At 58.6% G+C, this 26,761-nt stretch carries 19 protein-coding genes, 1 tRNA gene and 2 pseudogenes; 7 read left to right on the top strand and 15 right to left on the bottom strand.

From position 1 onward, the window contains the following. Positions 1-60: 60 nt before the first annotated feature. The 7 genes and pseudogenes from MMG91_RS05885 to MMG91_RS05855 form a co-directional block, all read right to left on the bottom strand. Positions 61-2,172, bottom strand: a complete 2,112-nt coding sequence (locus tag MMG91_RS05885) for an ATP-binding protein (RefSeq protein ID WP_310659032.1) — start codon at positions 2,170-2,172, stop codon at positions 61-63. A 131-nt stretch (positions 2,173-2,303) separates the two neighbouring features. After that, positions 2,304-5,381, bottom strand: a complete 3,078-nt coding sequence (locus MMG91_RS05880; protein ID WP_310659031.1) for an error-prone DNA polymerase — start codon at positions 5,379-5,381, stop codon at positions 2,304-2,306. Continuing rightward, positions 5,378-6,793: a DNA polymerase Y family protein gene (locus MMG91_RS05875; RefSeq protein WP_310659030.1), complete on the bottom strand. Its 1,416-nt coding sequence runs from the start codon at positions 6,791-6,793 to the stop codon at positions 5,378-5,380. Before MMG91_RS05875 ends, MMG91_RS05880 begins: the two co-directional genes overlap by 4 nt. Positions 6,794-6,800: 7 nt before the next feature. Beyond that, positions 6,801-7,418: a translesion DNA synthesis-associated protein ImuA gene (imuA, locus tag MMG91_RS05870; RefSeq protein ID WP_008006531.1), complete on the bottom strand. Its 618-nt coding sequence runs from the start codon at positions 7,416-7,418 to the stop codon at positions 6,801-6,803. Beyond that, positions 7,418-8,035, bottom strand: a complete 618-nt coding sequence (gene lexA, locus MMG91_RS05865; RefSeq protein WP_310659029.1) for a transcriptional repressor LexA — start codon at positions 8,033-8,035, stop codon at positions 7,418-7,420. The genes imuA and lexA overlap by 1 nt, the downstream gene beginning before the upstream one ends. Positions 8,036-8,073: 38 nt before the next feature. Next, positions 8,074-8,232, bottom strand: a pseudogene (locus MMG91_RS05860) (LysR family transcriptional regulator); the annotation flags it as partial. A gap of 76 nt (positions 8,233-8,308) precedes the next feature. Beyond that, positions 8,309-9,196, bottom strand: a complete 888-nt coding sequence (locus MMG91_RS05855; RefSeq protein WP_310659028.1) for a Dyp-type peroxidase — start codon at positions 9,194-9,196, stop codon at positions 8,309-8,311. 215 nt (positions 9,197-9,411) lie between these two features. Here MMG91_RS05855 and MMG91_RS05850 point away from each other — a divergent pair, with 215 nt between their 5' ends. Further along, positions 9,412-11,037 carry an NADP-dependent glyceraldehyde-3-phosphate dehydrogenase gene (locus MMG91_RS05850; protein WP_310659027.1) on the top strand — a complete coding sequence of 542 codons (1,626 nt, stop codon included), beginning with the start codon at positions 9,412-9,414 and terminating at the stop codon, positions 11,035-11,037. A gap of 6 nt (positions 11,038-11,043) precedes the next feature. Here MMG91_RS05850 and MMG91_RS05845 read toward each other — a convergent pair whose 3' ends face one another. Next, positions 11,044-11,937: a DMT family transporter gene (locus MMG91_RS05845; RefSeq protein WP_305449816.1), complete on the bottom strand. Its 894-nt coding sequence runs from the start codon at positions 11,935-11,937 to the stop codon at positions 11,044-11,046. A gap of 134 nt (positions 11,938-12,071) precedes the next feature. On the opposite strand from MMG91_RS05845, the gene MMG91_RS05840 reads away from it, so the two are divergent. Both MMG91_RS05840 and MMG91_RS05835 read left to right on the top strand, forming a co-directional pair. Beyond that, on the top strand, positions 12,072-12,509 hold the full coding sequence (locus MMG91_RS05840) for an Lrp/AsnC family transcriptional regulator (RefSeq protein ID WP_305445842.1): 438 nt from the start codon (positions 12,072-12,074) through the stop codon (positions 12,507-12,509). Positions 12,510-12,566: 57 nt separating this feature from the next. Beyond that, positions 12,567-12,896: a YceK/YidQ family lipoprotein gene (locus MMG91_RS05835; RefSeq protein ID WP_305445843.1), complete on the top strand. Its 330-nt coding sequence runs from the start codon at positions 12,567-12,569 to the stop codon at positions 12,894-12,896. A gap of 93 nt (positions 12,897-12,989) precedes the next feature. On the opposite strand, the gene MMG91_RS05830 is transcribed toward MMG91_RS05835, so the two are convergent. Then, positions 12,990-13,661 (bottom strand): Bax inhibitor-1/YccA family protein, encoded by a 672-nt coding sequence (locus MMG91_RS05830; RefSeq protein WP_007898177.1) that lies wholly within the window; start codon positions 13,659-13,661, stop codon positions 12,990-12,992. 124 nt (positions 13,662-13,785) lie between these two features. On the opposite strand from MMG91_RS05830, the gene MMG91_RS05825 reads away from it, so the two are divergent. Next, positions 13,786-13,873, top strand: a tRNA-Ser gene (locus MMG91_RS05825). Between the two features lie 381 nt (positions 13,874-14,254). Here the strand turns inward: MMG91_RS05825 and MMG91_RS05820 are convergent. Beyond that, a pseudogene (locus tag MMG91_RS05820) lies at positions 14,255-15,691 on the bottom strand (IS1182 family transposase). A 182-nt stretch (positions 15,692-15,873) separates the two neighbouring features. Between MMG91_RS05820 and MMG91_RS05815 the strand changes: the two are divergent. Further along, positions 15,874-16,416, top strand: coding sequence for a DinB family protein (locus MMG91_RS05815; RefSeq protein ID WP_310659026.1), 543 nt, complete (start codon positions 15,874-15,876; stop codon positions 16,414-16,416). Positions 16,417-17,114: 698 nt separating this feature from the next. On the opposite strand, the gene MMG91_RS05810 is transcribed toward MMG91_RS05815, so the two are convergent. Both MMG91_RS05810 and MMG91_RS05805 read right to left on the bottom strand, forming a co-directional pair. Continuing rightward, a complete protein-coding gene (locus tag MMG91_RS05810; RefSeq protein ID WP_310659025.1) occupies positions 17,115-20,204 on the bottom strand; it encodes an efflux RND transporter permease subunit in 3,090 nt (1,029 codons plus the stop codon). Beyond that, entirely contained in the window at positions 20,201-21,310 is a 1,110-nt protein-coding gene (locus MMG91_RS05805; protein WP_310659024.1) for an efflux RND transporter periplasmic adaptor subunit, read from the bottom strand. The genes MMG91_RS05810 and MMG91_RS05805 overlap by 4 nt, the downstream gene beginning before the upstream one ends. Before the next feature lie 222 nt (positions 21,311-21,532). Here MMG91_RS05805 and MMG91_RS05800 point away from each other — a divergent pair, with 222 nt between their 5' ends. Together MMG91_RS05800 and MMG91_RS05795 are read left to right on the top strand one after the other, a co-directional pair. Continuing rightward, positions 21,533-22,993, top strand: a complete 1,461-nt coding sequence (locus MMG91_RS05800) for an efflux transporter outer membrane subunit (RefSeq protein WP_310659023.1) — start codon at positions 21,533-21,535, stop codon at positions 22,991-22,993. A 122-nt stretch (positions 22,994-23,115) separates the two neighbouring features. Further along, complete coding sequence (locus MMG91_RS05795) at positions 23,116-23,901, top strand: SDR family oxidoreductase (protein ID WP_310659022.1); 786 nt, start codon at positions 23,116-23,118, stop codon at positions 23,899-23,901. 111 nt (positions 23,902-24,012) lie between these two features. Here the strand turns inward: MMG91_RS05795 and MMG91_RS05790 are convergent, their stop codons facing one another. From MMG91_RS05790 to MMG91_RS05780, 3 genes are all read right to left on the bottom strand, one after another. Continuing rightward, entirely contained in the window at positions 24,013-25,284 is a 1,272-nt protein-coding gene (locus tag MMG91_RS05790; protein ID WP_305478109.1) for an OmpP1/FadL family transporter, read from the bottom strand. A 200-nt stretch (positions 25,285-25,484) separates the two neighbouring features. Then, positions 25,485-26,111: a TetR/AcrR family transcriptional regulator gene (locus MMG91_RS05785; RefSeq protein ID WP_105341372.1), complete on the bottom strand. Its 627-nt coding sequence runs from the start codon at positions 26,109-26,111 to the stop codon at positions 25,485-25,487. A gap of 368 nt (positions 26,112-26,479) precedes the next feature. Then, positions 26,480-26,749 carry a hypothetical protein gene (locus tag MMG91_RS05780; protein WP_305445870.1) on the bottom strand — a complete coding sequence of 90 codons (270 nt, stop codon included), beginning with the start codon at positions 26,747-26,749 and terminating at the stop codon, positions 26,480-26,482. Positions 26,750-26,761: the final 12 nt, after the last annotated feature.

Below are 26,761 nucleotides of genomic sequence, written 5' to 3'. Positions count from 1 at the left end.
AAGCCTTGATGTCGGTCGGTTAGTCCCCTGTAGGAGCGATCGCATTACGGCCTACAGGTCTCAACCACCCAGCACGCTGCGGATCATGCTCAACAGCGCTTCAGGACCATAAGGTTTGCTCAGCAGATAAGTGTCGGGGCTGAGTTGGTGATTGCGCGAAATAATGTCCCGGGTATGGCCGGAGGTAAACAGCACCGCCACCGGGGGATTCTGCACCTTGGCCCAGGCGGCCAGGTCCGAGCTTTTGATCAGACCGGGCATAACCACATCGGTGAAGATCAGGTTCACCGCCACGCCATCGAGCAACATCTGCATGGCCAAGTCACCGTTGGCCGCGGTCAGCACCTGATAGCCCTCTTCACGCAACAAGTCCACCACCGAGCCACGCACCGCTTCGTTGTCCTCGACCACCAGAATGGTTTCGTGCCCGCCCGGGTGCTGCGGATCATGGCGCGTTGTTTCACCGGGCAATGGGCGCAAGCTACGCGGGAAATACAGCTGCACCCGAGTGCCCTGCCCGACGACGCTGGAGATCTCGATATGCCCGTCGCTCTGTTTGACGAAACCGAACACCATGCTCAAACCCAGGCCGGTGCCTTGGCCGTCGGCCTTGGTGGTGAAAAACGGTTCGAAGGCCTGTGCGAGCACTTGAGGCGGCATGCCGACACCCGCGTCAGTCACCGCGACGCAAACATAGTCGCCGGCGACGATGCCTTTGCCTGCGCAAAACCTGCGGTCCAGGGCAATGTTCTCGGCGCTCAGGGCAATGGTCCCCTCGCCGTTCACCGCATCTCGGGCGTTGATCGCGAGGTTGAGAATGGCATTTTCCAGTTGATTGCGGTCCACGTAGAGATGCCATGGAGCGTCAGGCGCCGTCACCTTGATCTGGATAGTTTCCCCCAGCGCCCGCTGCAACAATTCTCCCAGTCCTTCGAAGATCTGCCATGGATCACAGACCGCCGGCGACAAAGGCTGACGACGGGCGAACGCGAGCAATTGCGACGACAGTTTGGCACCGCGCTCGACCGCGGCAATCGATGCACTGACCCGACGTTGCACGTTGGCGTTGTCCGGCTCGTGACGCGCCAGCAAATGCAGGTTGCCGGCGATGACCTGCAACAGATTGTTGAAGTCATGGGCCACGCCGCCGGTGAGACCGCCGATGGCTTCGAGTTTTTGTGACTGACGCAACTGCTCTTCGGCCGCCAGCCGCGCTTCGACTTCGTCGGCGACGCGCTGCTCCAGGTTGCGGGTGAATTTGAGCAACGACTCTTCGGCGCTCTTGCGTTCGTGGATGTCGATCAACACCCCGGGAAAGCGGAACGCCTCACCTTGCTCATTGAACTCGCAACACCCGCTGGCGAGCACCCACAGGTAACTGCCATCGGGACGCAGAACCCGGTATTCAGCGTTATAGGGAATGCCGGTTTCCACCGACTGGTTGATCCGTTCCTGAACCCAACTGCGGTCGTCGGGATGAATCTGCATTTCGGCGATGAGGGGTGGCAGGTTGGCCAGGTCCTGATCGGGCGGGTAGGAAAACGTGCGGGCGAAGCGTTCGTCGGCAGACAGCACATCAGCCTTGATGTCCCAGACGAACGAGCCGAGCAAAGCCCCGGCATTGAGCGCCAGGCGAACTCTTTCGTTGTCGGCGCGATAAGCGCGTTCGGCTTCCTGACGGCGGCGCTCGGAAATCACATGGTCAGTGGTGTCGACCACCATCGCCATGACCCCCGAGGGATGCCCGTCATCATCGGCGACGGGACTGTAGTAAAGATCCATCCAGACGTCTTCGGGTACGCCATCACGCAACAGCACCAAGGCTTTGTTGTGATAGGACAAGGTACCGCCCGCAAGGCAGGTATTCACCACATGCCGATTGAATTCGGCGACCTCTGGCCAGCCCAATTCCACCGGGGAACCCAGCAGGTAAGGATGGCGCCCACCGGCAAATCTGGAGTAGGCATCGTTATAGATCATGTAACCGGGCCGGCCCCACAGCATCACCATCGGCAGGGGGGAGGCGAGCAATAACTGCACCGCGCTGCACAGGCTCCCGGGCCAGGTATCGATGCGCCCGAGCTCGGTCAGGCTCCAGTCGAACGCACGAATGCGTCCGGCCATTTCGCCGCTCCAGCCGGTACATCCGTGGCTATTGTCTAGAAACTGCATCGACTGGCCTTATGTCCTGTGAATGACATGTTTCAGGCAGTGCAACGGCGTGAGGAGACGGTGCGTGCCCGTTTGTTTCGAGCACCGCCGACGCCAATGGTTTCATAGAGGTATAGACGAATGTCGCAGGTTCAGCGGAAATCCCGGCTGCGCACATGGATGCCGTCGAGCAATGAACTCAGGTCGCTCAAGCGCCCGGCAATCAGGTGCCGCACCTCGCCTTCCTTTTCCCAGCGCCCATCGACCTTGAGCAATTGCGAGCCAACCAATACCTGCCGTTGCCGTTCGGCCAGGTCACGCCAGACCACCACGTTGACATTGCCGAACTCGTCTTCAAGCGTCACGAAGGTCACGCCGCTGGCGGTGCCTGGGCGTTGCCGGCCGGTGACCAGCCCGGCAACGCTGACCGGTCGGCCGTGCTCGACATCCATAAGTTCTTTCGAACTGCGGCAACGCCGGGCTTTCAATTCACCCCGCAGCAATGCCAGCGGATGCGGACCGAGGGTGGTGCCGACACTGTTGTAATCGGCTTGCAGGTCCTCGCCCACGGTGGGTTTGGGCAGAGACACCGCCGGCTCTTCCGGGCTCGGCAAACCGGCAAACAAGCCGAGCTGTTTCTGCACCCCCGCCACCTCCCAGCGCGCCCGATGCCGATCACCGGCCAGCCCGCGCAACGCACCGGCATCGGCCAGTTGCTCCTGGGTGCGGGCATCGAGTCGCGCCCGTTCGCCGAGGTCGGCGATGTCGGCAAACGCCCCTTTCGACCGGGCGACTTCAATACGCCTGGCATCATCCTCGCGAAAGCCTTTGATCATCCGCAACCCCGTGCGAATGGCCGGCTGCGCGCCGGTGATCGGTTCCAGGCTGCAATCCCAGTCACTGGCCCGCACGTCCACCGGGCGAATCTGCAAATGATGCCGGCGGGCGTCCTGAAGAATCTGGTCCGGGCTGTAGAAACCCATGGGCCAGCTGTTGATCAACGCACAGGCGAAGGCCGCCGGCTCGTGGCATTTCAACCAGCAACTGGCATAAGTCAGCAAGGCGAAACTGGCGGCGTGGGATTCGGGAAAGCCGTAATTGCCGAAGCCTTTGATCTGCTCGAAGATCTGCGCGGCGAACTCCGCCGTGTAGCCGTTTTTCTTCATTCCGTCCGCCAGACGTTCCTTGTGCGGCTCCAGTCCGCCGTGGCGCTTCCAGGCGGCCATGGAACGGCGCAATTGATCGGCCTCGCCGGGGCTGTAGTCGGCGGCGACAATCGCAATCTGCATCACCTGTTCCTGGAACAGCGGCACGCCCAACGTACGCTCCAGCACCGCTTCGAGTTCTTTCGACGGGTAGATCACCTCTTCTTCGCCCTTACGCCGCCGCAGATAGGGATGCACCATCCCGCCCTGAATCGGCCCCGGACGAACGATCGCCACTTCGATCACCAGATCGTAGAAATTCTTGGGCTTGAGCCTCGGCAACATCGACATCTGGGCCCGGGATTCGATCTGGAACACCCCGATGGTGTCTGCATGGCCAATCATTTCATAGGTTTGCGGGTCTTCGGCCGGCACCGTCGCCAGACTCAGGTCACGGCCACGGTGCCGACGCAGCAGGTCGAAACAACGACGAATCGCGCTGAGCATGCCCAGCGCGAGGATATCGACCTTGAGCAACCCGACCGCGTCCAGATCGTCCTTGTCCCACTGGATGATGGTGCGCTCGGCCATGGCGGCGTTTTCCACCGGCACCAGGCTATCCAGGGGCTGTTCGGAAATCACGAAACCGCCAGGGTGCTGGGACAGGTGCCGGGGGAAACCGATCAACTGTCCCGTCAGGCTCAGCACCCGGCGCAACACCGGGCTATCGGGATTGAACCCCCCTTCACGCAGGCGCTCGACGGGCGGCGCCTGATCACTCCAGTGGCCGCAACAGTCGGCCAGGGCGTTGACCTGATCCGGCGGCAAGCCCAGTGCCTTGGCCACATCGCGGACCGCGCCGGCACCGTGGTAAGTACTGACCACCGCCGTCAGCGCCGCACGGGTCCGGCCATAACGCTGAAACACGTACTGCAGGACTTCTTCACGCCGCTCGTGTTCGAAATCCACATCAATGTCTGGCGGCTCATTGCGCTCTTTGGAGAGGAAACGCTCGAACAGCAACGTGCTCCGCTCCGGGTCAATCTCCGTGATACCCAGCACGTAGCACACCACCGAGTTGGCGGCAGAACCGCGCCCCTGACAGAGAATGTGTTGCTTGCGGGCGAAATTCACAATGTCGTGAACCGTCAGGAAGTAGCTTTCGTACCCCAGCTCGGCAATCAGCTCCAGTTCCTTGTCGATCTGCGCCAACACCTCGGCTTTAGGACCTTTTTCCCAGCGCCACCGAACACCCTTCTCTGCCAATTCCCGCAGCCAGGACGTGGCCGTTTGACCGTCAGGCACCAGCTCCCGGGGATATTGATAACGCAACTGACTGAGGTCGAACGTGCAGCGCCGGGCGATGGCCAGCGTTTCGTCGAGCAGTGCCTGCGGATAGAGATCGCGCAAGGCGTCGAGACTGCGCAAATGCCGTTCGCCGTTAGGGTGCAGACGCAACCCGGCCTCGGCCACCGGCAGGTGATGGCGGATCGCGGTCATGGTGTCCTGCAAGGCACGCCGGCCGCGAGCGTGCATGTGCACATCGCCGCTGGCCACCGCAGGGATTCGCAGTTCCCGCGCCAGGGTCAGCAGCGCCGCCAGTCGCCGGGTGTCGTCCTGCCCGCGGTGTAACTGAACGCTCAGCCACAAGCGCTCGGCGAAGGCCCGCTTCAGCCAGTGGCCCTGCTCAAAGTCATCGACGGCGTCCGGCACCCACAACGCCAACAGCCCCGGCAACGGCTCGCCGAAATCCTCCCGCAGCACCTGATACTGGCCTTTCTGCGTACGGCGTCTGGCGCGGGTAATCAGTCGGCACAGGGTCTGGTAACCCTCGAGATTTTCCACCAGCAGCACCAGTTTCGGGCCGTCTTCGATGCGTATTTCACTGCCGATGATCAGCGGCAATTCCACGGCCTTGGCTGCCTGCCAAGCGCGGACGATACCCGCCAGGGTGCATTCGTCGGTGATCGCCAACGCTTGATAGCCCTGCTTTTTCGCCCGTTGAAAAAGCTCAAGCGCACTGGAAGCACCGCGCTGGAAACTGAAGTTCGACAGGCAGTGCAGCTCGGCATAATCAACACTCATGCGAACCAGCCTTGCAGCCACAACGGACCGTCTTCACCCACTGCCCGATAGGCCCAGCCCTGCTGGCCGGAGCGGGTTTCGATCAGGTAGTAATCGCGGCGCACGTCGTCGCCATCCCACCAGCCCGATTCGATGCGTTCCGGCCCCATGAGGATGCGCGTCGAACCTTCGTGTACTGCCTGCGGCTCCGTCAGCAACCAGCCCGGACGTTGCACGGCAGGCAGCCCCCCGCAGGCCTGGCTGTCGACACTGGCCTGCCACGCGCATTCCGGCCGGTGATCGGCCTGGAACCGCAAGCCTTGCACCGCGTCATCTCCCAATCGCGCGCGCAAGCGTTCGCGCAGTTGCTCCCAGGGCAAGGACTGCTGCGGACGATCATCGAACAGTTCCTGGTACTGGGGCACGAAGGTCGGCAAGTCTTCAGCGCGCAGACGAAAACCGCGCACCGGCGCCTCGACCTGAACCTGTTCCAGGCGCCCCCGGGCCAGCTCGAACAGCATCGCCGGATCGCGCTCGGCACTGAGCAGGCCGACCTTGATCAGCGTGTCTGGCAACCCGGCGTGTTCCAGGTGCAGATCAAAACGCTGCACACCGCTGTCCCGGCCGCAGAGGAACGCCGACAGATCGCCGGTCAGCCTGCGCAACGGAAACAGCAACGCCTGATGAGACTGCACATCGAAATTGAGCTCGATGCGCACATCGAAACGGTCCGGCGGCAGGTAAAACGCCAGCGCCAGCCGTCGCTCGCCGAACAGGGTGTCCAGATGCTTGAGCACCTGAGCTTCGAAACGCCGGGCCAGGCTATGTCGTGGCAACGCCTGCACCTGACTCAAGGTGCGCAGCCCCATGCGCGACAGTGCCGTGGCAACGCTTGGCTCCAGCGCGATCCGGTCGACGGGCAACTGCCCGAGGTGGTGCTGCAAGGCTTCATTGTCCGGCACCACCAGACCGTCATAAACGTTGGCCAGCACCCGCGCCGCCACCGGGTTGGGCGCGGCAACAATCCGGTGACGAAACCCCAGCTCGCCGAGTTCCGCCCGCAATCGCGCCTCGAACTTCGGCCAGGGCCCGAACAAGCCTAGGCTGGATTCGATTTCAAACACCACGGCGCGCGGGTAATGCACGCTAACCTGAGAGCTGAACCGATAGGCCCAGGCAGCCAGGAACTGCTGCCAGTGCTCGATCTCGGCGGCGTCGTATTCGGCAGTGACAAAACCTTTGCTCAGGGCCTGGGCGGCGGTCATCGACTGGCCGGGCCGCAAGCCCAGCGCCCGCGCCGAACCGTTGACCGCCTGCAGTACCCGACGCTGGGCCGGACCGGTCAGCAGCGCCAGCGGCTCATCGGGGTCGGGGCGCTGACGCAGTACCGCGTCCAGCGCCAATTGCGGGAAGAGAATGCAAACCCAGCGCATGGCAACCTCAATGCCCGACGGCAAAGGCAATCGGCGCCGAACGGGCCAGCCCGCCCCGACACTTGAGCACCCGCAATTGCGCAGGTTTGGCGTCGATGGCGATGCGCAGGGCCGCTGGCGACGGGTTGATGGCTTCACTGAGCGAGCGGTAGGCGAACGCCAGGGTCTGACCCGTTTCCGCCGCCACCTGCAAACGTCGCAACGCTCGATCGTCGGCTTTGTGCGGCCAGCACAACACCGCCCCGCAACTGCCCGAACGCAGGCATTGCTCCGCCGCCCACAGCGCATCGCGCTCACTGGCCTGGATGATCGACAGTTGCCGCAAATCGACCCCGGCGTTCTGCCAGGCCTGGGGATACGGCACGTAAGGCGGCGCCACCAGCACGATGCGCTCACCTGCCGCCGACAGCCGCGCCAGCGCCGGCCACACCAGTTGCAACTCACCCACGCCCTGCCCGGCCAACAGGATTTCAGTCAGCGCCGCTTCCGGCCAGCCGCCAGTGGGTAATGCCGCATCCAGCGCCGCATGCCCGGTGGGTTGCGGGCTGACGGCCGGTGGCGCAGGCCGGCCCTTCCAGACCTGGCCGCCATTGAACAGCGTATCCAACGCAACGACGGCGCCCATCACCCTTGCCTCACCAGACCGCAGAACACGCCTTCGATGGCCAGGTCCTGATCGGCTCGAACAATGATCGGTTTATAGGCCGGATTGCGCGGTAACAGGCGGACAGAATCGCCAACCCGTTCAAAACGCTTGATGGTGACTTCGCCGTCGAGCCGCGCCACGACGATCTGGCCATTGACCGCTTCGGGATTGCGCCGCACGCCCACCAGATCGCCGTCGAGAATGCCGTCCTCGATCATCGAATCGCCCTGCACCCGCAGCATGTAATCCGGTAGCCGCGAGAAGATCGACGGATCAAGCAGCAAACGGCTGTGGACCTCGGCATCAGCACCGATCGGCGCACCGGCCGCCACTCGACCGAGAACCGGAACATCCAGCAGTTCGGGCCGCGGCGGTTGATTCAGCAGCCGGATACCTCGCGCCTGATGCGGATTGACCTCGATAAAACCGGCTTCGGTCAGCGCCAGCACATGCTTGCGCGCCACGCTACGGGAGGCGAAGCCAAAGGCCTCGCTGATTTCAGCGAGGCTCGGGGGCTGACCGTGTTCGGCGATTCGATCGCGGATGAAGGTCAGGATGGCGGTACGGCGGGGAGTTAAAGTCGTCATGGAGTACATTTGTACTCTTTTGGGTTTTTCCTGACAAGGACCGCCAGTCAGCTCAGCCCGCGTGAGGCCAGAAACCCTGCGATGTAATCGATAAAAGCCACGACTTTGGCGGTCGCTCGCCGATGGCTCGGATACACCGCCAGAATGTGCGGGCCAAAGCTGTCTGGGTCGATGTCGTAGTCCGCCATCACCCGCACCAGTCGACCGCTCCTACAGGGATTGCGCTGCAACAGTTCTGTACGTGATCCCTTGCAGGAGTTGCCGAAGGCCGCGGTCCGATGTTTAGCCGATGCGCAATGCGCGCAGGTCGAGGCGACCGTCCTTGAGCGGTGGGCACCAGTAGTAGCCGCCAGTGATCGGTCGGCTGATGCGATACAGACCGTCGGTGATGCCGTCTTCCAGACCGCTCATGCGCCGCAGCTGGGATTCGAATGCATCGAGGGAAAAACCAAAAGCCAGGAACATCAGGCCGGCGTCATCGCCTTCGATCCACGGCATCGAGCGACGGACCACGAAGGCTTCGGGTGTGAAGCTTTCCTGAGCGGTGCGTTTGACGTGGGCGGAGATCGGCGCGTCGTCGAGCTCTTCGTTGTCGCTCAGGCGACGGCCCATGATGTTGTCTTTCTCATGGGACGGCATCGCGTGGAAGCCTTTCAAATCATGCTGCCACTGTTGGATCGCGGCGAAGCTGCCACCGACCAGACCGTCCGCGCCTTCGCTCAGCAATGCGGCCGCTACAGCGGCTTCGGCGTGAGGGTTTTCGGTGCCGTCTTCGTAACCGGTCAGGTCGTGGCCGGTCATGTGGCGGAAGGTTTCGTTCATCTGCACCAGACGCAGGGCCGGTGCCAGCGCGGCTTCGATCGCATGGCTGCGATTGAACAGTTCGCCACGGTCAACACCGTGCAGCCAGCACCAGAGCGCGTGTTGGGTCGACGGATTGTCGACGCCGACACCGACCAGCGCAGGAAAAGCGCGCAGCCCGTCGATCTGCGCGTGCAGCGCTTTGACCAGGGATTCACCGAAGCCGACGACCGCCGACTTTCCGTCCACCAGGCGCATCAGGTTATCCAGCGCAGCCGGCAGTGCCTCGGCGGATTCAAGGGCGAAGAACATATGACGAGCTTGAGGCGGAACAGGGGTGGCGAGAATGCCCGGCTGGTAATAACTCATATGAACTCCTTCAGAAAAGAGCATGAAGTTTAACCGGGGGATCGTTACTTGTGTGTTTTCAGGCGAAAGATCGCCGCTTTCATGACCGGGGGAGCCGACAGATTCGCGATCCACAACGCCAAGCCAAAAAATCATAAGATGAGCCATGACAAGCGAGTCCGAGGTCTGCTAAAACGATTCATCAGTGCATCACCCAATCCAGACGGGGTAGCGATATGACCACAGCACAGATCCTTGGCAACCTGTTTCCCACCGCCGACAACGTCCCGGAAAAGTACCGCCTCAACGGCCAGACCGAACAGCGCGAATACTTGGTCGATGGCGAACTGAGAACCTGGTCCGGGCCCCTCGCCCAAGTCCGTAGCCCGGTGTACCTGAGCGGCGCGAATGGCGATGAACAAGTAATCCTCGGCAGCACGCCGCTGCTCGATGCCGATACCGCACTGACCGCGCTCGACGCCGCCGTCCGCGCCTATGATCGGGGCCAGGGCTTGTGGCCGACCATGCGCGTGGCCGAGCGCATCCAACACGTCGAAACCTTCCTGGCTCGCATGCGCGAACAGCGCGAGGCGGTGGTCAAGTTGCTGATGTGGGAAATCGGCAAGAACCTCAAGGACTCGGAAAAAGAGTTCGACCGCACCTGCGACTACATCGTCGACACCGTCAACGCCCTCAAGGAACTCGACCGCCGCTCCAGCCGCTTCGAACTGGAACAGGACACCCTCGGCCAGATCCGCCGCGTTCCGCTGGGCGTGGCGTTGTGCATGGGGCCTTACAATTACCCGCTGAACGAAACCTTCACCACGCTGATACCGGCGCTGATCATGGGCAACACCGTGGTGTTCAAACCGGCCAAGCTCGGCGTGCTATTGATTCGCCCGCTGCTGGAGGCATTCCGCGACAGCTTCCCGGCCGGGGTCATCAACGTCATTTACGGCAGCGGCCGCGAGACTGTCAGCGCACTGATGGCCAGCGGCAAGATCGATATCTTTGCGTTCATCGGCACCAACAAGGCCGCCAGCGACCTGAAAAAACTCCACCCAAGGCCTCACCGCTTGCGCGCGGCACTGGGCCTGGATGCGAAGAACCCCGGCATCGTTCTGCCGGAGGTCGATCTGGACAACGCGGTCAATGAAGCCGTTACCGGTTCCCTGTCGTTCAACGGCCAGCGCTGCACCGCGCTGAAAATCCTCTTCGTCCACGAAGACGTGGTCGAGGCGTTCATCGAGAAATTCAACGCCAAACTCGCCAGCCTCAAACCCGGTATGCCGTGGGACAGTGGCGTGGCCCTGACGCCATTGCCGGAATCAGGCAAGGTCGATTACCTGCACACGCTGGTGGCGGACGCGGTCAGCAAAGGTGCAGCCGTGGTCAACCCCAACGGCGGTGAAGCCCGCGCATCGTTCTTCTACCCGGCCGTGTTGTACCCGGTGACACCGCAGATGCGCGTCTATCAGGAAGAACAGTTCGGCCCGGTCGTGCCGATCGTGCCTTACCGTCATCTGGACACCGTGATCGATTACGTCCTGGAATCCGACTTCGGCCAGCAACTGAGCATTTTCGGCACCAACCCGGTGGCGGTCGGCAGGCTCGTGGACACGTTCGCCAACCAGGTCGGCCGGATCAACCTCAACGCCCAGTGCCAGCGCGGTCCGGACACCTATCCGTTCAACGGCCGCAAGAACTCCGCCGAGGGCACGCTGTCGGTGCATGATGCGTTGCGGGTGTTTTCGATTCGGACACTGGTGGCGACCAAATTCCAGGAGAGCAGCAAAGAGCTTCTCAGCGAGATCATCAGCGGACGTAACTCGAGCTTCCTGACCACCGACTACATCTTCTGAGGTCGATTATTGCGTCGCCACCCGCCGAAGCTTCAGGCTCCAGCCCTGTTGCATCCCGGCGGCGGCCAACAGAATCGCGGCGACACCGATCCACTGCAGCAGCTCCAGGCGATGGCCGAAGGCGAACCAGTCAACGAAAATTGCCGCAATCGGGTAGATGAACGACAGCGCGCCGGTGAGCGCTGTCGGCAGTTTTTGAATCGCACCGTAGAGCAGCACATACATCAAACCGGTATGCACGATGCCCAGGGTCACCAGACTGGCCCAGGCATCGGGCGTTTGCGGCATCGCCGAGAAATGTGCAAAAGGCGCGAGCAACAGCACGCCGGTGCAAACCTGGATCAACGCGATCAGATGCGGTGGCGTGCCGGTCAGGCGTTTGATGATCAGCGCGGCAATCGCGTACAGAAAGGCAGCCCCCAGCGCCAGAGCAACCCCCATCAGGTAATCGTTGCCGCCCTCGCCCTGCTCACCATGCGCGCTGACAATTGCCAGCATTCCGAGAAACGAAATGCCCAGCCAGAACAGTTTCTGCAGGGTGATCTTCTCTCCCAGAAACAGCGCGGCCAACCCGACCAGCATGAATGGCTGGACGTTATAAACCGCCGTGCCAATGGCAATCGAGGCGCGGGAGTAGGACGCAAATAACAGCACCCAGTTACCGACAATCGCCACACCGCTCAGTACGGCTAGCAAGAAAGTGGTGGATGTCAAAATGCCGGGGCGCAGAAAGCCGAACGCCGCGCAGATCAGCAATAAGGTGGCGGCACCGAACACGCAGCGCCAGAACACCACGTCCAGCACCGGTTGCCCGGAGACCAGCACGAACCAACCAATGGTCCCGGAAATGAGCATGGCGGCGGTCATTTCGAATGAGCCGTGACGTAGTGTTTTGTCCATCATCAACCTCCTGTGTTTGAGCCCAAAGTATGCCAATCCACCGAGGGGCTACTCCAGCGCAAAAAGCAGGCTAAACTCGGTTTCTGCCTTTTTTATCAAGGCTTATTCATTCGATTGCCTAACAGGGGTTCGCCATGACCGATGACATCGACCAAGTGCTGATCAGCGCGTTGATGGAAGACTCACGCCGCTCGCTCAAGGCCCTGGCACAGATCAGCGGCCTGTCCTCGCCCAGTGTCGCCGAGCGCCTGCGCCGCCTCGAAGAACGTGGCGTGCTCAAGGGATATACCGTCGAGATCGACCCCAAATGCTTCGGCTATCAACTCCAGGCCATCGTCCGCATTCGCCCGTTGCCGGGCCAGTTGCAGGAAGTAGAGCGACAGATTCAAGCCATCCCCGAATTCACCGAGTGCGACAAAGTCACCGGCGACGACTGTTTCATCGCCCGCCTGCATGTGCGCTCGATGGAACAATTGGACACTCTCCTTGACCGCCTCAACAGCCACGCCGAAACCAGCACCGCCATCGTCAAGAAGACCCCGGTCAAGCGCCGGCTGCCACCGATGGCGTGAGTGCTGTTTTGTTCGCAAAAGCGTAGATTGATCTTTTTCCGGCGAAGGATTGGCGGTATGAAAACTCAAGTCATGTTACTGGCGGCGCTGATGCTCGCCGGCTGCGGCACGTTCCAGACGGTAGTGCGCAGTGACGAGGCTGCGGCAAAGAGTCTCAAGGAACAGAAAACCTACTGCGGTGCGGTTCCACGGATTTATAGCGGCGTGACTTATGATTTTTGCACCCTGCATGCGCTTCCAGGCCCGGGCATCGATGAGTATCAATACAACAATGCCACGCCCTTTGTGCTGATCGACGTAGTTATTTCGGGCGCACTCGACACCATGCTGCTGCCCTACACCATTTATCGGCAGCAGGCTGATGGCAGCATTGTCATTGCCGAATAATCTTGGCCTCCCCAGACACGCTGGATGATCGGTGCTCCGATTTCCAGGCAATAAAAAACCCGCCGAAGCGGGTTTTTTACTCAAGGCTGACGATTAATCATCGCGGCTCATGATGCCGAACAGTTGCAGCAAGCTGACGAACAGGTTGTAGATCGATACATACAGGCTGATGGTCGCCATGATGTAGTTGCGCTCGCCACCGTGAATGATGGCGCTGGTCTGGAACAGAATGCACACAGAGGAGAACAGCACGAAACCTGCGCTGATCGCCAGTTGCAGACCGCTGATCTGGAAGAACAAGCTCGCCAGAGTCGCGCCCAATAGCACAAAGAAACCGGCCGTGATGAAACCACCGAGGAAGCTCATGTCCTTACGGGTGATCAGCACATAAGCCGACAGGCCGCCGAACACCAGCGCGGTCATCGCGAAGGCCGAGCTGACGACTTCCGCGCCGCCCTGCATACCCAGATAACGGTTGAGAATCGGGCCGAGCAGGAAACCCATGAAGCCGGTCAGCGCGAACGCAGAAACCAGGCCCCACGCCGAATCACGGAGTTTGTTGGTGAGAAAGAAAAGACCGTAGAAGCCGATCAGCACCACGAAGATATTCGGGTAGCCGACACGCATCTGCTGCGCGACAAACGCCATCACGCCGCTGAATGCGAGGGTGAGGGCGAGTAAGCCGTAAGTGTTGCGCAGGACGCGGCTAACCTCTAGCTGCTCAGCCTGCACGCTGTTATTAACTGCGTAATCCTGTTCGCGCATGGCGACACTCCTGTTGGGTTTGAAACGTTCAGTCGCAAAGATCATAACAGACGCTCTGTAACAAGCCATGCAGAGAGTTTGACAGTGTGTTTCATTCAGGTATTATGGCGCCCGCAACGCAAACGGAGGTGTGGCCGAGTGGTTTAAGGCAACGGTCTTGAAAACCGTCGACTGTAACAGGTCCATGAGTTCGAATCCCATCGCCTCCGCCATCTTATGTATGACAAAGCCCTGATTTTTCAGGGCTTTGTCGTTTCTGGGGTTCGCAGACTCTGTCGCAGCGTTTCTGGATCGTTTCCGCATCTTTTCGGCCATTTCCGCAACCTTGCCTCTCAGCCCGCCCTCCTCCCGCCAACATCAACTGCCCGACCTGATATGAAGGATGCGTTTGGTGTGGTGCAACAGGCAGCTTTCGGCCCAGGCTGTGTGAAAACGCACTGAATACGTCGAAAACGGAGAGTTGCGCGCGTTGCCTGCGAAACCAGCAGACGGACGCGCGAATTGCCTTAGTCCGCTACATAGGCGTTCGTAAATGCGGTTTGGGCCGCGCCAGCGGCCCAAACCGCCGCTCACGGACAATCATGCGGCTGGATTCACGACCTGATCGCTTCAAGCAATCCTGCGATGCCAAAGATGTTCATCATTCGCTTGAGGTTGTAGGCGAGCACGTGAAGGCTCATCTCAGTGCTCACTTTCGGCAGTGTTTTGGTCAGGAAGTGGGTGCTTCCCATCCAGAACTTGAGCGTTCCAAAAGGATGTTCAACGGTCTGTCGACGAACCCTCATCATCGCTGGATCATGTTCTAGCCGAACCTGCATTGCGTCGACTACCGCTTCATGCTCCCAGCGTTTCACACGGCGCTCCTTACCCGTCGTACATTGCTTGTGCATTGCGCAGGACTGGCAGCCCGAGAAGTAGTAACAATGCAATAACATGCCGTCTTCCACCGACGAATGCCGCCGGGTCAGTAACTGCCCCGCAGGGCATCGATACTCGTCCGATGCAGCAACGTAGATGAAGTCCTGCTTGCCAAATCGGCCTTCGGCTTTGCTGCCCGAGGTCAGGGGTTTCGGTACGAAGGTGGTGATGCCAGCCTGCTCGCAGGCAAGGATTTCCAGACCCTTGTAATAACCTCGGTCGGCTACCACCGTCAGCGACTCAGCGCCGATCTCTTCACGCGCGTGGTTCGCCATATTGCTGAGTTGCGTCCGGTCATTGCCAACATTGGTCACCTCATGGGCAATGATCAGATGGTGCTTGTCGTCGACGGCTGTTTGTACGTTATAGCCAACCGTTCCGGTGCCTCGGCCGCTCGTGGCCATTGAGCGTGCATCTGGATCGGTAAGAGAGATTTGCTGGTCCGGACTGTCATGAAGCTGCGCCTCGATGTCCTAGAGTTTCTGCATCTGCTGTTTCAGGGTTTCGATTTTTTCTTTCAGCCGCTCGGCCTTGGCCTCGGCCACTTCGGGCGTTGCCCGATCCGCCGAATCCATCGCCGCCAGATAACGGTCAATGCTCTGCTCGATCTGCTGCATGCGTGCCTTCACCTTGCCCTGGGTGAAGTTACGGTCACGATTATTGACGGCTTTGAATTTGCTGCCGTCGATGGCGATGATCGATTGAGAGAAGAGATTGAGGTTGCGACAAAGCACCACAAATTGCCGGCAGACACTGCGAATAGCCTTGCCGTTATCCTTGCGAAAGTCGGCAATGGTTTTGAAGTCTGGGGCCAAACGCCCCGTCAGCCACATCAACTCGACGTTACGCTCGGCCTCCCGTTCCAGCCGGCGGCTGGACTGAATCCGATTGAGGTAGCCGTAGATATAGATCTTCAGCAAGATCGCTGGATGGTAGGCCGGACGGCCCGTTGCAGCAGGATCAACGCCTTCAAACCCAAGTGCACCCAGGTCGAGTTCATCGACGAAAACGTCGACCACGCGCACTGGATTTTCTTCGGCTACGTAATCGTCCAAGCACTCAGGCAGCAACGTGACTTGCGTCCGAGCCTCACCCTCAATGAATCGCTTCATGATCGCCCCCTATACGATCTAGACGATCAGAAGGTTAGACAATCACTGGCGTTTTCACACAGCCTGGACCCAAAGCAGCCGGTCACGTGTCTACGAAATCAGCGGCGATTCAAAAAAACCTGCTCTAGAATGGCCCCCCAGATGAGCGTGGATCGCTTGTACTCACTCAAAGGATGAACACGATGGGCCGCACCAACCATATCTGCCTGATGGCGACCTATAATGATTGGATGAACGCAAAGGTTTATGAGGCGGCCAGAAGTCTGACAGATGAAGAGCTGTCAGTGGATAGGAAAGCATTCTTTGGTTCTATTCTCGGGACGTTGAACCATCTGGTGGCCGGGGACACTATCTGGCTAAAGCGATTTGCCAAGCACCCAGCGAATCACTTGGCTCTGGAGCCGATTCGACAGCTCCCTGCCCCCCAAAGCCTCGACCAGTTACTGCTCTCAAATATCCGAGAACTTTCGGCACATCGCGTTTGGCTCGATCAGCTAATTGTCGAGTGGTCTCGCTCCATTACAGAGTCGGATTTAGATTACACCCTCAATTACACAAGTATGAAAGGAGCCCCCGCTGACAAGAGCTTTTATGGCTTGGTCATGCATTTCTTCAACCACCAGACTCATCACCGAGGCCAAGTTACTACTTTGCTGTCACAAGGTGGTGTCGACGTAGGCGATACTGATCTGGTCGTCCTCATTCCTTCCGAGTCCCGCGCATAATCTAAAAACCAGCACTAGACCGGGATTTTCATCATGCCGGGTCGGTAAACCAGCGTGGCCATCTTAAATGACTACTGTGCCCTGAACGGACGCGAGGGGTGATCAGCTCATTCCTCAGCGACCGCTTTTGGCCGTTTTCTACCTGTCACGACTGACCAGGGCTGACTCCAAATCCCACTTCTGATGAAGGCCGTTTTCCACCAAGCGCAGTCTCTCGATTGCAGCTATGAAATTTAGGGCGATCATGAGCCCACCCAGAATGCCAAATAACCGGCCAAATTCGTTTCCGTAAATAAGTTCCCCCCCTTGATTTCAGAGGCCTCCAGAGCATCAATGAATACTGCCTAGCGGAAATGAATAAAACTTAAGGTATTGAAATATAAGGATTAATCTTCGGACTTGAAAACCGTCGACTGTAACAGGTCCATGAGTTCGAATCCCATCGCCTCCGCCATCTTTATACGACAAAGCCCTGATTATTCAGGGCTTTGTCGTTTTTGCCAGTTCACCCTTGTCGCCAACTGGAGTAGAGGTCGCGTGCGATTCGCTTTTGAGCTTCGGGATTAATCATTGAACCCTCTTCATTTTTCAGTCGACGCCCGTCAAAAGAAGCAAGCTATGGTGTACGGCTAATGCTTGTGATGAGGTAAACAGCGAGAGGACTCGGTGGTGCCCTCTCGTCGAGTAGATTCGATTGCTTACATCAGTTCGGCTGTTTCAGTTTGCCTCTGACTGACATGACTGATCTTGAACCAGATGGAGTACATCGCCGGCAGGAACACCAGCGTCACGATGGTTCCGACGAACGTACCTCCGATCAGTGTGTAAGCCAGGGTTCCCCAGAAGACGGAGTGTGTCAGGGGGATGAACGCCAGGATGGCCGCCAGCGCTGTCAGCAGCACCGGGCGAGCGCGCTGTACTGTGGCTTCGATAACGGCGTGAAACGGATCAAGTCCTTCTTGAGCGTTGTGATGGATTTGTCCAATCAGAATAAGCGTATTACGCATCAGAATACCCGACAGGGCGATTAGACCGACCAACGCATTGATACCAAACGGCTGCTGGAAGATAAGCAATGTCGGCACCACACCAATCAGCCCTAGTGGCGAGGTGAGGAACACCATGATCATCGCCGAGACCGAACGTACCTGCAGGATGATGATCAGCAGCGTGATGGCAATCATGATCGGGAGCAGCGGTAATATCGCCTGGCCGGCCTTGCCCGACTCCTCAATAGCCCCCGACTGCTCGATACGATACCCATCAGGCAACTTGTCAATGACCGGCTGCAGCTCCTTCATGATCACGCTCGAGACGTCCGGTGGCTGCAAGCCTTCGGCAATGTCGCCGCGCACGGTAATGGTCGGCGTGCGGTCACGCCGCCGAAGAATCGGATCCTCCATACGCACGTCCACTTCCCCTACCTGGGACAGCGGAACCCGCTGGCCCGCCGTGCCCACGAGCGTAATGCCTTCTATTTTTGCAGGGTCGAGCCGGATTTCACCCGCTGCACGCCCGATCACTTGCACTGAACGAATGTCTTCACGAACGGCCGTGATCGGTACTCCCGTGAGCAGGAACTGCAGCTGCTGCGCGACAGCACTGGACGTCAGTCCCACCGCCTGCAAGCGGTCCTGATCCAGGGTGAAATGCAGCGTCGGCGTTAGCGGGCCCCAGTCAGTATTGACGGTTCTCATCATGGGGCTCGCCTGCATCACTTCCTGTACCTGGCCGGCGATCTCACGCAATTTTGATGGGTCAGGCCCCATCACCCGATAGGCGACAGGAAAGGGTGAATACGGACCAAACACCAACTGCGTCACCCTGACACGCGCTTCTGGGGCAAGTCCTTCAGCAACTGCCTCGCGAATACGGAACTTGAGGGTCTCACGTGCCTCCTGACTATCCGTCAACACCACAACCTTCGCGAATGATGGATCAGGGAGCTCCGGCGCCATCGCCAGGTAGAAGCGCGGCGCACCTTGTCCGATATAGGCCGTGACGATTTTTGCTTCATCCTGCTTTTGCAGCCAAGCCTCAATCTTGGCAGTGGTGCTGCTGGTCTGCTCGATGGAGGTTCCATAGGGCATTTGCACTTCGACCAACACTTCTGGACGGTCCGAGGTGGGGAAGAACTGCTTCTTGACCAGGCTCATGCCAAGAATCGCCAGGGCGAACGTAGCGATAACAGTACCGGCCACCAGCCATTTGCGGGCGATGACGCGCGTCAAAATCCGGCGGAAGCGGTTGTAGTTGGGGGTGTTGTAAATGGCCGCGTGACCACCTTCGACCTTCTTGATCTTCGGCAACATCTTCACACCCAGGTAGGGGGTGAAGGCTACCGCGACCACCCATGAGGCAATCAGGGCAATGCCCACGATCCAGAACATGTTGCTGGTGTACTCGCCGGCTGTCGATTGTGCGAAGCCGTTGGGCAAAAAACCGATAGCGGTCACCAGCGTACCGGAAAGCATCGGTGCGGCCGTATGACTCCAGGCATACGCGGAAGCTTTGATGCGGTCGTAGCCTTCCTCCATTTTCACCACCATCATCTCGATAGCAATGATGGCGTCGTCCACCAGCAGCCCAAGCGCCAGAATCAGGGACCCGAGGGTAATACGATCAAAGTTCTTTCCAGTGGCCGCCATCACCACAAACACCACGGCCAGCGTCAGCGGCACAGCCGCCGCCACCACAATGCCAACATGCCAGCCCATGCTGAGAAAGCAGACAAGCATCACAACCAGCAAGGCGACGAAGAACTTGACCATGAACTCGTCGACGGCCGAACTGATATTCACAGACTGATCGGTGACCTTGGCGAGCGTCATGCCCAGCGGCATGCCTTCATTGATCCTGGTCGTCTCCGCGTCCAATGCCTTGCCCAGGTCAAGACCGTTCCAGCCCTCACGCATCACGACCCCCAGTAACAGGGCCTCCTCACCGTTATTACGCACGAGGAAAGTTGCCGGATCTTCATAACCACGCTCGACCGTCGCCACGTCCGAGAGCTTCAGTGTTCGACCTTGAATCGCAAGAGGTGTGTCACGAATCTTCTGCACCTTATCGAACGCACCGTCGAGACGGAGGAAGACTTGCGGCCCATTGGTTTCAATTGAGCCGGCAGGTGTGAGCACGTTCTGATTGTTCAGTGCGGCAAAAATGTCCTGGGGAGATACTCCCAGCGTGGCCAACCGATCATGGGAGAAGGAAACAAAGATGCGTTCGGTCTGCTCACCAATGATGTTGACCTTCTTCACGCCCGGCACATGCAACAGGCGCTGGCGCAACGATTCCGCTTCACGCACCAACAGTCGCTGCGGCTCGCCTTTGGCTTTCAAGGCGAAAAGCGCAAATGTCACATCTGAAAACTCGTCGTTGACCATCGGGCCAATCACACCCGCCGGTAGCTTGCGGGCCTCATCGTCAAGCTTTTTACGCGCTTGATAGAACTCCTCCTGCACTTGGGAGGGCGGTGTGCGATCGAGCAGTGTCACCATGGTGAAGGCGAGACCAGGACGGGTGTAGGTTTCCGTGCGGTCGTACCATTTCAGTTCTTGCAGGCGTTTTTCAAGTGGCTCTGCTACCTGATCCTGCATCTCCTGCGCAGTAGCGCCCGGCCACGCGGTAATGACCGTCAGCTGCTTGACCGTAAACGGAGGGTCCTCCGCACGCCCCAGTTGGAAAAACGACAGGATCCCTGCAACACCGATCAGGAAGATCAGGAACACCGTGATCGAGCGCTCGCGAACGGCGATCGCCGAAAGATTGAAGCGCCCCTGGCTCATGGATGGCTCCCGGCAACTTCAACGTCACCCTGTTGAGCCAATCTCACCTCCTCACCATCGCGCAGTAGATGTGCACCTAACGCTACAATCTGCTCGCCGACCTTGAGATCACCTGCAACTCGCGCTGCGTCATCGCTCAAGCCCAAGACCCGAACGGGTGTCCAGGTCACCTTCGCTGGTTTGCCAACAATGACCCACACGCCAGAGCCTTTGCCCGGGTCATAAACGGCAGCGATCGGCACTTGCAACACCTGTCCATTTGCGGTGCCTTCGGCAATCCGAAGCGTGACGGTCGAACCTAACGGCGCATTGGCCAGCGCGCCATCAAGCACATACCGTGCCTCAAAGGTGCGCGTCATATGATCGGCCGAATCAGAAAGCAGCCTCAGCTTCGCTGTAACTGCATCCGTGGTGTTGCCATAAAGCGTCGCCTGCGCAGTGGATCCTGCTGCCGGGCGTAGCGTCTCGGGCAAGTGCACGATGGCTTCGCGCTGCCCGGCCCGCGCCAGTCGAACAACAGGCTGCCCCGGGCTGATGACTTGCCCGGGCTCGGCGAGCGTCTCCACCACAACTCCATCGGAATCAGCAAACAACACCGCATAACCAGAAGCATTGCGAGCCACGTCAGCCTGCGCTTCGGCAGCGCTGAGCTGCGCTTTTGCGGTATCAGCCGCTGCTTTGACCTGATCGTACGCCGATGCAGAAATAGCACCCGCGGCGACCAGGTCGCGATATCGAGCCTCGTCATCTGCTGTCTGCCTGGCTCGGGCCCGAGCGGCTATGACCGACTCTTGCTGTGCTCGCGCCTGCAACCCCAGGTCGATTGGATCGAGGCGCATGAGCGGCTGACCCCGCTTAACGGTCTGGCCAGTGTCAACCAAACGCTCAAGGATCTTGCCTGAGACCCGAAAGCCCAGGTCACCCTGGACGCGGGCGGCCACTATGCCAGTGAAAGAACGTGAAACGTCGGACGCCACCTGAACCGCAGAGGACCTCACCAGAGGGGCATGCGTGCGTGGATCTTCAACGACGGATGAGTCGCCACACGCCGTCAGGACGAGAGGTAACAAGCAAGCGGCAACAGGGACAGGTAGAAGCCGGCGCATAGGTTCCCTTACTTAAACAATAGGACATGCGCCACATTCTCAGCACAGTGACCATTTATGTCAATGGTCACGCAATATGAGCTATCGAGATTCTCTGTGCCTATGCGATAAACGCCATATCTACTGGAGTAATCTTACAATTTGATCAAATGGCATTGATTGACAGGGCGTGACCATAAAGTAATATGGTCACAAATCATCCCCCGATTTGAAGGAACCTCAATGCCTCCCCTTCGCCCCATTGCTCTTTTGGTGAGCGCCAGCCTGATGGCAGGCTGTGCGGTCGGTCCGGACTATCAACGTCCGGACTCCCCTCTTTCGGATCGTTACCTGGGTCAGCCTGCTGTCGAGCAAAGGCCTGTAGCGGCGCCAGCCAGTCTTGTGACCTGGTGGGAAGGTTTTGGTGATCCCGTGCTAACCGACTTCGTCTCCAAGGCTCTTGAACAGAATCTGGATCTGGCGCAGGCGTCGGCGCGAGTCAAACAGGCACGGGCAGGATTGGGTGCCGCCAATGCCGCCTTACTGCCCTCGGGGAACATCAGTGGCCAGGCCGCGCGCGCCTACCAATCAATCGAGACTCCACTCGGCCAGGTGTTGAACTCAACGCCTGGCTATGATCGGTATGGAAGCTCCTACGAGGTTAATCTCGGTGCTGGCTGGGAGGTTGATGTCTTTGGCGGCCTGCGACGCGGACGCCAAGCCGCACTCTCCGAGTACCAGGCTTCTGAGGCGGGCGCCGCTGCCACACGACTGACCATCGCCGCGCAGACCGCCGATATCTACATCACCCTCCGCGGTTTGCAGGCCCGGCTGGACATTGCGAACCGACAAGTCAAAACGCAACAGGGACTGCTAGAGAAAGTCCGCTTGCTCTACGGCAAGGGCCTCGCTGCCAACTATCAGGTTCACCAGACCGAGGGAGCGTTATCGCAGGTCCAGGCGACAGTGCCAGTGCTGCAGACCGGCCTGGATGCTGCCATGAATGCACTGGATGTAATGCTCGGTACACCGCCAGGCACTCATCGCACGAAACTGACAAGTGCAGGAAGCATTCCTCTTGCGCCGCAGATAAAGGCCACGGGAACGCCGGCCGATCTGCTGCGCCGCAGGCCAGATCTCATCATGGCTGAGCGCCGCCTTGCGGCCTCCAATGCACGCATCGGGGTCGCGATTGCTGAGTACTACCCGAAATTCTCCCTCAGCGCATTGCTGGGGAGCGCCACGGCCGTCTCCGGCGGCAACCTTTTCACTGGCGGCGCCAATCAGTCGGCGGGCGTACTGGGGCTGCGCTGGAGACTTTTCGACTTTGGCCGCATAAACGCTCAAATCGATCAAGCCAAGGGACAAGAAGCCGAAGCCTTGGCCGCTTACCGTCAGTCCGTGCTGCGCGCCACCGAGGATGTCGAAAACGCGCTCTCCTCCCTGGTGAATCGGGAAGCTCAAGCAGCCACTCTCACCGGGGGTGAGGCGTCTCTGACACAGGCTCGCCAATCGTCGTTTATTGCCTATGAGAAAGGCACGGCCAGCCTGATCGATGTCCTGCACGCCGACGAGACGATGCTGCAGGCTTCCGATGCTCGGGCACAAGCGCGAACGGAATCGGCACGGGCGGCGGTTGCGGCATTCAAGGCGCTCGGTGGTGGCTGGCAGCCTCCTGAAGCTCAGCCTGTTGCGACACGATGATTTAACCAGGTGACGTAGCACTTGATGCACGCACCTCCCCCTCCTCTTTCAGCTACGACCCAATCCGAGAGCAGGTTTCGCTCAACCAATTGCTCAATAGAAACCAACTGGAGTACAGCGAAATGAAGTCGAACGAAAATTCCTGGGTGCTCATCACCGGCGCATCAAGCGGATTTGGCGAGGAGTTTGCCCGGCAATATGCAGCGCAGGGAAAATCGCTCGTTCTGGTAGCAAGAAGGCTGAGTAAGCTCGAAGCGCTATCGGCGCAGTTGCGCGAACGCTTCGGCGTTGATGTGATCGTCGAACAAGTAGACCTGTCCTCGATCCCCGCGATCATCGAACTGCATGAGCGACTCAGCGAACGCAATATAGTGATCGATGTGCTCATCAACAATGCGGGCCATGGATTGCAGGGGCCTTTCCTGGATCAACCTCTGGATGAGTCCCTGACCATGATTGATTTGGATATCGCCAGCCTGACAGCCCTGACACGCCTTTTCGCGGCCGACATGCGAGCCCGCAAACGTGGGCACATCCTGATGGTCGCAAGCTTGCTGTCCTTCCAGGGCGTGAAGAATTTCGCCGTTTACTCTGCCGCGAAAGCCTATGTTCTTCGCTTCTCTGATGCGCTTCATCGCGAACTGAAAAATGACGGCGTCGTCGTTACCGCACTTTGCCCAGGAATGTCGGATACCGGATTTGCAGAAAGCGCCAAGCAAAAGATCACGCCGGTCTTGAAAAGAGTGATGATGCAGCCTCAGCCCGTCGTGCAGGCAGGAATCCGTGCGCTGCAAGCTGGACGCATGAGCGTCGTGCCAGGCTTTGGCAACAAGGCCATCACTGTCTTGACGTGGGCCACGCCACGTCGCTTTCATCAGAATCTCATGGCGCAAGTTATGGGAGTCTGAGGAGGAGAAAAAGAGGCCTTTGCTTTGAGAGGAAAGGCCTGAATTATTTCCTTAAGAGTAGGGAGGCAACACGTACTCCCTACCCAACATTTGTGATGTAAAAGCGCTCAGCTAGAAACGGTAGCTAACAGAAGTACCGAGGCCTCTGGCACTGTTCTTGTATTTGGCACTGTATGCACCTCTGTTCGCCGAGGTCTCATTGATCTGCACGCTTTCCTCCCAAAGATAGGAATAAGCAACGTCGATCGTGACATTTTCCGCTGGAGTCCAACCGGCACCAAAGCTGATTACCTTTCGGTCGCCCGTAGGAATACGGGGACCCCGGTTGGTATTGTTGGTGGGCGACTGATCAACCGAAAACCCAGCACGAAGTACCCATTGGTTGTTTAGTTGATACGCCGTACCTATAGCGTGAGCCCACGTATCATGCCAGTTCTGTTCTTCGGTAATGGTGCCCAATTGGCCGCTCAGTAGTGGCGGTAAGCCGCTGTTCTCAATCGTCAACTCTTTAAAGCGGCTCCAGCGCGTCCAAGTACTTCCTACATATAGGGTCCAGTCGTTATTGAGTTGATGAGTCACCGAAAAGTCCACCGACTCGGGGGTGTCCACGTCCAACGATGCGTCATAGCTACGGCCACTGACTCCAAGCAAGCTAAAGATGCCATCGGTGACCTTGGTTTTGGCATCCAAGTGATAGCTAACCTTGGAGTGATAGGTCAGCCCCAAGCGTGTTTGGTCTGTCGCCTGGACCAGAACACCTGCGTTGAAGCCAAGTGCAGTGTCATCGCCAGTGCTTTTGAGCTTCCCGTCATTACGCCCAGGGCTTAGTGGATTGGGCACCATCCCGGACAGCTCACCGCTGATACGGTTGATGGTCGGACCAAATCCAATCGAAACTTTTTCGTTGAAGGCATAGCTGATGGTGGGCTGGAAAGTAAGTGTCGTGACTTCGCTCTTATTGGCGTAATAGCGTCCGGCAAAACCACTGCCGTAGTCGGTGATCAAGCCAAAAGGCACATAAAATCCGATGCCGAATGCCCAATGGTCATCGATAGGCTTGACGTAGTATCCCATCGGCACCGTAGTCGTGGGCACCATGTCACCGTCTTCCTTTCCCCCAAACGTACTGCGAGTCTGGCTGATGTCGGACTTCGCGAACAGCGTCGCCGCCCCCACGCTGACCTGCTCTCTTTTAAGTCGCGCCATGCCAGCCGGATTGCCGAAAACTGTGCTGGCATCTTCCGCAGAGGAGGAGCGACCAGCAAAGCCGGACCCCATCCCGCTGATGCTTTGTTCGTTGAGTGCGAAACCACCGGCAAACACATTGGAGGACGCAAGAACGACAGCCAGGCCAACGGGGCTCTTGAGCATTATTTTCTTCATTGTTTGGACTCTATGGGCGTCACTGAAAATAGAACATCGAGAACTACAGGGGCCCATACTATCCATGTGACCATATCAGTCAATGGTCACAATCAGCAAAAATTGAATGCCCTCCCCGGCGCTCGTTTACCGGAAACAGGAAACTGATGAGGGGATGTCGCCTTGACTCAAATGACCTGAATATTTTGATCAGCGAAGAGTCAAGGCATGAGGCTACGCAAGATGAGGTTGGTGGTAAGCGTGGGCGCCTCCTCAATAAAATCCAGATTGTGTTGCAGCAGCAATGGGTTGACGAAAGGTCGCAGCGCCAGATGGATCGCTTCGACGGTCTCGTCTAGCGGGGTCTTGCGCTCGAACTCTCCGACCTCTCGCCCTTCACGCACGATGTCAAAGATAAAGCGCTTGATCTGTGCTTCATAAACCTGGGCACTGGGCCAGCGCTCCGAAGCGGAAAATGCTGCGATGTCGTAGAGCTTGCGATCATTGAAGAACAGGTCCACACCCGTAGCAATCACGGTTTTTACCAGTCGACGGAAACGCTCGGTCGGTGAAACAGCTTCTGTGTTAACAGCCTGTTCGACTGCTGCAACGATTTGCCCCAAACAGTTTGAGCAAATGGCTTCGCCGATCGCCTGCTTGGAATCAAAAAATTTATAGATGTACGCTTTGGAAAAACCGATGGCCTTGGCCAGGTCGGAAACCGTGGTTTTACCGTAGCCATACTGACTGAAGTGCTCGTTGGCAGCGGCGACAATCTGGTCTCGAATGTCGTGCTCGGCTGGGCCACGAGTGCTCGGCGAGGATGAAGATATTGATGGCTGATTCATGAGAGCAGCTTACTCACCCTATCGCAGGCTGACAACTTGTGACTCTATATGAATATTGTCACACGTCAGCCGCATTACGTTTTTCAGTCCCACTCAGACGACTCGGCTAAAGCCACTGCAAGACAAAATCAATACAGAATTGAATCCCAATAAGCCATATCGATTCTCCTGGATCCGGCCTTATGCCGGGCGATCAACAAATAGCCCACGAATACATCTCACAGGCGCCGAAGAGTGGCTCCCGATCAACAAGACCAACCAGGTGGACTGAACGGCAACGGCGTCTGCCCCGATGAGGCAAACCCTGGTCGCGGCCAACGCCGCCGACATCACAGGGCTATAGCCGCGCCTCGCTGCCTGACCCACCCTCACTTTTTTCGCGAACTCTCCACGATCAGTTGATGCTTCGTGGTCTCGATACGTGTAATCGCAGGCACCTGGCCCGACCGAGAGTGGATCATCAAGTATTGCTGGGTGCGCTCGGTATCAAAGACCTGATTGGCTGCCTCCATCTCCTCAATCAACTGCCGATTGACTGAATAGTAGCCACAGGTCGCACATTTAAACTCATCAAAACTGCCTACTGGATACGCTTTCTCGGCGCTATCACCACATACGACGCAGACAGTGATGCTCATATACACCTCCTT

The sequence above is a fragment of the Pseudomonas sp. JL3 genome (assembly GCF_031570575.1).
Lineage (GTDB): Bacteria > Pseudomonadota > Gammaproteobacteria > Pseudomonadales > Pseudomonadaceae > Aquipseudomonas > Aquipseudomonas cucumis.
Note: the sequence above shows the minus strand (reverse complement) of the source record. Positions and strands in the feature narration are given on the sequence as shown.

Coding starts and splice junctions, on each gene's coding strand:
- MMG91_RS05885 (WP_310659032.1), bottom strand. CDS start 2,172: ATGCAGTTTCTAGACAATAGCCACGGATGTACCGGCTGGAGCGGCGAA.
- MMG91_RS05880 (WP_310659031.1), bottom strand. CDS start 5,381: ATGAGTGTTGATTATGCCGAGCTGCACTGCCTGTCGAACTTCAGTTTC.
- MMG91_RS05875 (WP_310659030.1), bottom strand. CDS start 6,793: ATGCGCTGGGTTTGCATTCTCTTCCCGCAATTGGCGCTGGACGCGGTA.
- imuA (WP_008006531.1), bottom strand. CDS start 7,418: ATGGGCGCCGTCGTTGCGTTGGATACGCTGTTCAATGGCGGCCAGGTC.
- lexA (WP_310659029.1), bottom strand. CDS start 8,035: ATGTACTCCATGACGACTTTAACTCCCCGCCGTACCGCCATCCTGACC.
- MMG91_RS05855 (WP_310659028.1), bottom strand. CDS start 9,196: ATGAGTTATTACCAGCCGGGCATTCTCGCCACCCCTGTTCCGCCTCAA.
- MMG91_RS05850 (WP_310659027.1), top strand. CDS start 9,412: ATGACCACAGCACAGATCCTTGGCAACCTGTTTCCCACCGCCGACAAC.
- MMG91_RS05845 (WP_305449816.1), bottom strand. CDS start 11,937: ATGGACAAAACACTACGTCACGGCTCATTCGAAATGACCGCCGCCATG.
- MMG91_RS05840 (WP_305445842.1), top strand. CDS start 12,072: ATGACCGATGACATCGACCAAGTGCTGATCAGCGCGTTGATGGAAGAC.
- MMG91_RS05835 (WP_305445843.1), top strand. CDS start 12,567: ATGAAAACTCAAGTCATGTTACTGGCGGCGCTGATGCTCGCCGGCTGC.
- MMG91_RS05830 (WP_007898177.1), bottom strand. CDS start 13,661: ATGCGCGAACAGGATTACGCAGTTAATAACAGCGTGCAGGCTGAGCAG.
- MMG91_RS05815 (WP_310659026.1), top strand. CDS start 15,874: ATGGGCCGCACCAACCATATCTGCCTGATGGCGACCTATAATGATTGG.
- MMG91_RS05810 (WP_310659025.1), bottom strand. CDS start 20,204: ATGAGCCAGGGGCGCTTCAATCTTTCGGCGATCGCCGTTCGCGAGCGC.
- MMG91_RS05805 (WP_310659024.1), bottom strand. CDS start 21,310: ATGCGCCGGCTTCTACCTGTCCCTGTTGCCGCTTGCTTGTTACCTCTC.
- MMG91_RS05800 (WP_310659023.1), top strand. CDS start 21,533: ATGCCTCCCCTTCGCCCCATTGCTCTTTTGGTGAGCGCCAGCCTGATG.
- MMG91_RS05795 (WP_310659022.1), top strand. CDS start 23,116: ATGAAGTCGAACGAAAATTCCTGGGTGCTCATCACCGGCGCATCAAGC.
- MMG91_RS05790 (WP_305478109.1), bottom strand. CDS start 25,284: ATGAAGAAAATAATGCTCAAGAGCCCCGTTGGCCTGGCTGTCGTTCTT.
- MMG91_RS05785 (WP_105341372.1), bottom strand. CDS start 26,111: ATGAATCAGCCATCAATATCTTCATCCTCGCCGAGCACTCGTGGCCCA.
- MMG91_RS05780 (WP_305445870.1), bottom strand. CDS start 26,749: ATGAGCATCACTGTCTGCGTCGTATGTGGTGATAGCGCCGAGAAAGCG.